Annotated in this window: 8 protein-coding genes; 4 read left to right on the top strand and 4 right to left on the bottom strand. The window is 70.1% G+C overall.

Annotated elements, in window-relative coordinates; all coding sequences use genetic code 11:
- Positions 1–65 precede the first annotated feature (65 nt).
- Positions 66–812, bottom strand: a complete 747-nt coding sequence (locus tag DEIPI_RS0103465; protein WP_027480866.1) for an endonuclease/exonuclease/phosphatase family protein — start codon at positions 810–812, stop codon at positions 66–68.
- Between the two features lie 106 nt (positions 813–918).
- On the opposite strand from DEIPI_RS0103465, the gene DEIPI_RS0103460 reads away from it, so the two are divergent.
- Positions 919–1,224 (top strand): type II toxin-antitoxin system HigB family toxin, encoded by a 306-nt coding sequence (locus DEIPI_RS0103460; RefSeq protein WP_211238233.1) that lies wholly within the window; start codon positions 919–921, stop codon positions 1,222–1,224.
- 49 nt (positions 1,225–1,273) lie between these two features.
- Positions 1,274–1,690, top strand: a complete 417-nt coding sequence (locus DEIPI_RS35255) for a helix-turn-helix domain-containing protein (RefSeq protein ID WP_052351601.1) — start codon at positions 1,274–1,276, stop codon at positions 1,688–1,690.
- On the opposite strand, the gene DEIPI_RS0103450 is transcribed toward DEIPI_RS35255, so the two are convergent.
- Positions 1,687–3,501, bottom strand: coding sequence for an acyl-CoA dehydrogenase (locus tag DEIPI_RS0103450; protein WP_027480864.1), 1,815 nt, complete (start codon positions 3,499–3,501; stop codon positions 1,687–1,689). The genes DEIPI_RS35255 and DEIPI_RS0103450 overlap by 4 nt on opposite strands.
- A gap of 58 nt (positions 3,502–3,559) precedes the next feature.
- On the opposite strand from DEIPI_RS0103450, the gene DEIPI_RS28175 reads away from it, so the two are divergent.
- Positions 3,560–3,835: a BrnT family toxin gene (locus DEIPI_RS28175; RefSeq protein ID WP_045233562.1), complete on the top strand. Its 276-nt coding sequence runs from the start codon at positions 3,560–3,562 to the stop codon at positions 3,833–3,835.
- A gap of 2 nt (positions 3,836–3,837) precedes the next feature.
- Positions 3,838–4,188 (top strand): hypothetical protein, encoded by a 351-nt coding sequence (locus DEIPI_RS28170; RefSeq protein ID WP_052351600.1) that lies wholly within the window; start codon positions 3,838–3,840, stop codon positions 4,186–4,188.
- A gap of 3 nt (positions 4,189–4,191) precedes the next feature.
- Here DEIPI_RS28170 and DEIPI_RS0103440 read toward each other — a convergent pair whose 3' ends face one another.
- Positions 4,192–5,376: an acetyl-CoA C-acyltransferase gene (locus DEIPI_RS0103440; RefSeq protein WP_027480863.1), complete on the bottom strand. Its 1,185-nt coding sequence runs from the start codon at positions 5,374–5,376 to the stop codon at positions 4,192–4,194.
- 133 nt (positions 5,377–5,509) lie between these two features.
- Positions 5,510–6,765, bottom strand: a 1,256-nt coding sequence (locus DEIPI_RS28165) for a 3-hydroxyacyl-CoA dehydrogenase (RefSeq protein ID WP_045233561.1), incomplete at its 5' end; no start/stop codon positions are given.

The raw sequence follows: 6,765 nt of genomic DNA, 5'->3' as shown, positions 1-6,765 counted from the left end.
CGAGCACGAACGCCAGGGCGAGCGCCGCGAGCAGGGCGAGCCGCGCGAGCGCCCACCGGAGGTTCTCAGTCACCCAGCACCACGACCAGCCCCGTGTGATCCGAGGGGCGCAGGTCGCCGCCCTGGGCGTCCGCGACGATCCTCGCCTCGCGCAGGCGCGGCGCGAGGTCCTCCGAGAGCCACGCGTAATCGATGCGCTTGGCCATGCGGCCCCCCTCGAAGAAGGTGAGGCCCGGCTCAGAGGGGTGCAGGGTCGCCCAGGCGTCCGTGAGGCCCGCCTCCGCGAGGCGGCGCGCGGTCTCGCTGTCCGGGGTCTGGTTGAGGTCGCCGAGCAGGATCACGGGCCCGTCCGCCCAGCTGAGCTGAGGCAGGGCCTCCGTGACGTTGTCGAGCGCCTGCGCCTCCACCCAGGAGAAGTGCGCGCAGTACGCGTGGAGCGGTCCGCCCGGCTCGTCGATGACGACGTGCAGCAGCGCCCGCTTGAACGGGTCCTCGGTGCCCTCCAGGTGCGAGAGCAGGTGCGCGCGGCTCATCAGGACGGGCGAGCGCGTCAGGAAGGCCATGCCCTCCTCGCGGCCGTCCTCGTGACGGGCGGTGGTCTGGTACGTGACGTTCCCGAGCTCCGGCACGAGCCGCGCGAGCTGCGACGCCTGATCGAGGCCGCCCTCGCGGTCGGGGTGCTTCGCGACGGCCTGCAGCGCCACCGCGTCGGGCAGTTCGGCGCGCAGCACCTCCGCGATGAGGCCCTGCCGCGCGCTCCAGTCGCCGTGACGGTCGCCGTAGTAGCCGAGGTTGAGGGTGAGGAGCTTCATGCCCTTTCCTAACAGATCACGCGCGCCGCCCGTCTTTGGCGATGCTTTAGGGCAGCGTCGCGCGTCGTCCCGAACCCTTATGTCGGTTTGACATCTTCATGTCATCTTGACATACTGGGTCGTGGGAACGAACATCATCTCGCGCAAGGCGCTCAACGACTTCGCCGAAACGCATCCGGATGCCAGAGACGCCCTCATCGCATGGTACGCCGTGGTACGCAAGAGCGAATTCGCGAACTTCGCCGAGGTGCAGGCCACATTCGCCACCGCGTCCTGGGTCAATCCTGACTACGTCATCTTCAACATCCGGGGAAACCACTACAGGCTCATCACGCGGGTGAACTTCCAGTTCAAGACCGTCTGGATCAAGCACGTCCTCACCCACGTGGAGTACGACCGCTGGAAACCCTGAGAGCTCACCGTCGACTCCGCATCCGTCCGATCCATCGAAGGGAACCGACATGACGACCCAAACACTCCTGGAGACCTGGACACACCTCGACCGCATCGCTCACGAGTACCTCGCGCCCATCACGAACGACGAGCAGCACGCCCGCGCCCTCGACCTCCTGGGTGAGGTGTGGGCGCAGGTCGGAGCATCCTCCGACCATCCGCTCGGTACGCTCCTCCAGCTGCTGATCGACCACGTCAACGCCTACGAGGACGAGCGTCATCCGGTCCCGGACGCCGTCCCTCACGTCGTCCTGGCCTTCCTGATGGAGCAGCGCGGCGTCGGTCAGTCGGAGGTGGCGCGCGCGACCGGCATCGATCAGGGCAACCTCAGCCGTCTCCTGGCGGGCAGGCGGGAGCTCAACGTCGCGCAGATCCGCGCGCTCAGCGCCTACTTCCACGTGAGTCCCGCCGTGCTCGTCGGCTAGAACCACTCGTCCCGCATCTCCAGCGTGGTGGGGTCGAGGGTCGCGAGGAGCCGGGCGTGCTGCTCCACGCGCGGCGAGTCCCAGGTGAAGAAGTAGCGGCAGGTCTGGAGCTTGCCCCGGTAGAAGTCCGCGTCCGCGCCCGCCCCGGCGTGCAGGGCGCGCGCCGCGACGGTCGCCTGCCGCAGCCACGTCCACGCGATCACGAGGGTGCCCGTCAGGTCGAGGTACGCGCTGGCGTTCGCCAGGAGACGGTCCGGGCCCACCTCGGGCGCGCGGGCCAGCAGGCCTCGCGTGGTGCTCTCCAGCAGGTCCGTGAGGCGGCGCAGCTCCTGCCCCCACGCGGCGGGCGACCAGCCCTCCACGTCCGGAGCGGCCCCCGCGTCGTCCGCCGCCGCGCGCAGCTCGCGCAGCAGGAGCCCCAGGGCCGCTCCACCGCGCAGGCTCACCTTGCGGCCCAGCAGGTCGAGCGCTTGGATGCCGTTGGTGCCCTCGTGGATGGGGTTGAGGCGGTTGTCGCGGTAGTACTGCTCCACGGGGTACTCGCGGGTGTAGCCGTACCCGCCGAGGATCTGGATGGCCTGCTCGTTCGCCTTCAGGCCGTACTCGCTCGGCCAGGCCTTCATGACGGGCGTGAGCACGTCGAGCAGCAGGCCCGCCTCCTCGCGCCGCGCGGCGTCCGGGTGGGTGCGCTGATCGTCGAGCAGGTGGGCGCAGTACAGGCCCAGCGCGAAGGAGCCCTCCGCGTACGCCTTCTGCATCAGCAGCATGCGCCGCACGTCCGCGTGCCCGATGATCGCGTGCTGCTCCGCGTGCGGGTCCTTCGCGCCCGTCGGGCGGCCCTGCGCGCGCGTGCGGGCGTAGTCGAGGGAGTACAGGTAGCCCGCGTACGCCAGCATCGCCGCGCCCATCCCCACGCCGATGCGCGCCTCGTTCATCATGTGGAACATGTACGAGAGGCCCTGGTGCGGCTCCCCGACGAGCTCGCCGACGCAGCGGCCCTCGTCGCCGAAGTTGAGGATCGTGCTGGTCGTGCCGCGGTAGCCCATCTTGTGCAGCAGCCCGCCGAGCCGCACGTCGTTGTGCTCCCCGAGCGTGCCGTCGCCCTCGACGCGGTAGCGCGGCACGACGAACAGGCTGATGCCGCGCGTGCCCCTCGGCGCGTCCTTGATGCGCGCCAGCACGAGGTGCACGATGTTCTCGCTCAGCTCGTGCTCCCCGCCGGAGATCCACATCTTCGTGCCCGTGATGAGGTACGTGCCGTCGTCCCTGGGCGTCGCGGTCGTGAGGATGTCCGCGAGACTGCTGCCCGCCTGCGGCTCGGAGAGCGCCATCGTCCCGAAGAAACGGCCCGACAGCAGGTGCGGCAGGTAGCGGCGCTTCTGGTCCTCGGTGCCGAACGCCGCGAGGAGGTTCGCGTTCCCGATCGTCAGGAACGGGTACGCCGTCGTGGCGATGTTCGCCGCCTGGAAGGCCGCGTGCGCCGCCTGCGTCACCACCGCCGGGAGTTGCAGCCCGCCCAGTTCGTACGCGTGGTGCGCGCTGAAGAAGCCCGCCTCGCGGAACGCGTCGAGCGCGCGGCCCACCTCCGGGACGATCCGCACCTTCCCGTCCACGACGTGCGGCTCGTTCAGGTCCGCCTCGCGGTTGTGCGGCGCGAAGTACCGCTCCGCGAGATTGAAGGCGAGGTCGAGCGTGGCGTCGAAGGTGTCACGGGAGTGGTCGGCGTAGACCTCGCGCGAGGTGAGCTCGTCCGCGCGGAGCACCTCGTAGAGCTGGAAGGCCACGTCACGACGATCGAGGAAGGCAGGCATGTGAAGCTCCTTGTCACGGAAGAGGAGGAGTAGCTATTATTGTAGCTACGGAGGGCGGATGCGGTTCGATTGGGATCATCATAATGTCGGACATATCGCCGCTCACAAGGTCGAACCCGAGGAGGCCGAGGAAGCCGCCACGGACCCTGCGGGGCTTCCCTTCGAGGCGCACAGGGGTCCGAAAGGGCAACGACGGTTCGGTATCCTGGGAGCGACGGAGTTCGGGCGTGTCCTCGTCGTGATCCTCGAACCGAGAGGCGAGCGCGTCCGCGTCTGTACCGCTCGGCCTGCCACGAAGTCCGAACGTACACTCTACGAAACGCAGGAGGACTGACCATGCCCAAGTCGCCGAAGAAGCTCGCCTCCCGTCAGACGCCCACACCCGAGATGACCGACACCGAGGCCGCCGAGTACTGGGCCACCCACGAGGTGGACGCCTCGCTCGTGGAGGCCGGACGACACGATCCCGAAGTACAGGCGTTCGCCCAGCGGCTCGCCCCGCGCTCGGGCCCACGAACACCCCGGACGGCCAAGGGTGTGAAGCCCACCAGCATACGGCTCGACGCCGATCTGGAGGAACGTCTGCGGGTCGTGGCGGCCCGCAAGCAGATCCCGTACCAGACGATGCTCAAGGACTTCGTGCGGGAGCGACTCTACGAGGAGGAGAAGCGCCTCAAGATCGTGTGAATCCTAGCCGCCGATCTCGAAGAGGCCCGCCGCGCCCATCCCGCCGCCCACGCACATCGTCACGACGGCGTGGCGCTCGCCGCGCCGGGCGGCCTCCAGCAGGGCGTGCCCGGTGAGGCGCGCGCCGCTCATGCCGTAGGGGTGCCCCACGGCGATGGCGCCGCCGTCCACGTTGAGGCGGTCGTTCGGGATGCCGAGGCGGTCGCGGCAGTACAGCACCTGCACCGCGAAGGCCTCGTTGAGCTCCCACAGTCCGATGTCGCCCACGGTGAGGCCGTGCCGTTCGAGGAGCCTCGGCACGGCGAACACGGGGCCGATGCCCATCTCGTCGGGTTCGCAGCCCGCCACGGCGAAACCCCGGAAGGTCCCGAGGGGCGTGAGGCCGCGCGCGCGGGCGGTGTCGGCGCTCATCATCACGACGGCGCTCGCCCCGTCGGAGAGCTGGCTGGCGTTGCCCGCCGTGACGAAGCCGCCCTCGTTGACGGTGCGCAGCCCCGCGAGGCCCTCCAGGGTGGTGTCGGCGCGCACGCCCTCGTCCTGCGAGAGGGTCACCTCCTGCTCGCTGACCTCCCCGGTCGCCTTGTCCTGCACGAGCTTGCGGACGGTCATCGGCACGACCTCGCCCTCGAAGCGGCCCTCGGCCCAGGCGCGGGCGGTGCGGGCCTGACTCTGGTGGCCGTACCCGTCCTGCGCTTCACGGGAGATGCCGTAGCGCCGCGCGACCTGCTCGGCGGTGCGGATCATGCTCCAGTACAGCTCGGGCTTGTGCTCCACGATCCAGTCGTTGAGGACGCGGTGCTTGTTCATGTGCTCGTTCTGCACGAGGCTGATGCTCTCCAGACCGCCCGCGACGAGGACGTCCGCGTCCCCGGCCATGATGCTCTGCGCGGCCATCGCGATGGTCTGCAGGCCCGACGAGCAGAAGCGGTTCACGGTCGCGCCGGGCACCGTGACGGGCAGGCCCGCGCGGATCGCGACCTGCCGCGCGACGTTCTGCCCGGTGGCGCCCTCGGGGTTCGCGACGCCCATCAGGACGTCCTCCACCTCCTCCGGGCGGACGCCCGCGCGCCGCAGGGCGTGCGTGACGGCGTGCGCGCCGAGGTCGGCGCCGTGCGTGTTGCTGAACGCGCCCCGGTAGGCCTTGCCGATGGGGGTGCGGGCGGTGGAGACGATGACGGCTTCTCGCATGAGGCTCCTTCGGAGCAGCGATCGGCATTCGGCGATCGGCTGCCGGTGGGAAAAGGGGGTGGGGGAGAACGGGTGGGAAGGAAAGGCGCGCGGGAAGACCGAGACTGACGGCTGACCGCTGACGGCTTCCCTTCTACTGACGGCTGACCGCTGACCGCTGACCGCTCCATCCCGTGAAGGTGCCGCCCTGGGCCGCGAGGCGTTCGAGCAGGGGCGCCGGGCGCCACGTCTCGCCGAGCCGCTCGTGGAACGCGCGCACGTCCGCGAGGACCGCCGGGAGCCCCACGAGGTCCGCGTGGAACATCGGCCCGCCGAGGTGCGCGGGGAAGCCGTAGCCGTACACGTAGATCACGTCGATGTCGCCGGAACGCTGCGCGATTCCCTCCTCCAGGATGCGCGCGCCCTCGTTCACGAGCTGGTACACGAGCCGCTTGGTGATCTCCTCGCGCGTGATCTCACGCGGGGCGAGGCCCTTCTCGCGGCGGTACGTCCCGATGAGCTCGTCCACGGCGGGGTCCGGCTCGGGCGTGCGGCCGCCGGCGTACGAGTACACGCCCGCGCCGCTCTTCTGGCCCTTGCGGCCCGCCTCCACGAGGCGGTCCATGAAGGTGTCGCTGCGCTCCATGCCCGCCTCCCGCGCGAGGCGCTGACGGATCGCGTAGCCGATGTCGAGGCCCGCCATGTCGCTCATCTCGAAGGGTCCCATGGGCAGCCCGAGGGCGTGCATGGCGTCGTCCACGTCGCGGGGGCTGGCGCCCTCCTCCACGAGGGCCTGCGCCTCGCGGCCGTACTGGTTGATCATGCGGTTCCCGACGAAGCCGTCGCACACGCCCACCACCACGCCGACCTTGCGCAGTGTCCGCGCGAGCGCCACGCTCGTCACGAGCGCCTCGTCGGACACGCGGGCGGGCCGCACGATCTCCAGCAGCCTCATCACGTTCGCGGGGCTGAAGAAGTGCATGCCCAGCACCCGCGAGGGGTCCCTCGTCGCCGCCGCGATCTCGTTCACGTCGAGGGTGCTGGTGTTCGTCGCGAGGATCGCGTCCTCGCGCGTCACCTCGTCGAGCCTCCGGAAGACGTCCTTCTTGACGGTCATGTCCTCGAAGACCGCCTCGATGACGTAGTCGGCGTCCCCGAGGTCCGCGAGGTCGAGGGTGCCCGTGACGAGCTTCAGGCGCTCCTCCACCTGCTCCTGCGTGAGGCGGCCCTTGCGCGCGGTGTTCTCGTAGTTGCGGCGGATGGTGGCGAGGCCGCGCGCGAGGTTCTCCTCGCTCGCCTCGTAGACCGTGACGGGAATCCCGGCGTTCGCGAAGTTCATGGCGATGCCGCCGCCCATCGTGCCCGCGCCCAGCACGGCGGCGCGGCGCACCTCGCGCGGCCTCACGGCGC

The organism is Deinococcus pimensis DSM 21231, from assembly GCF_000519345.1.
Taxonomy (GTDB): Bacteria; Deinococcota; Deinococci; order Deinococcales; family Deinococcaceae; genus Deinococcus_A; species Deinococcus_A pimensis.
The sequence above is the reverse complement of the archived record's forward strand: the minus strand, read 5'-3'. Positions and strand labels throughout refer to the sequence as shown.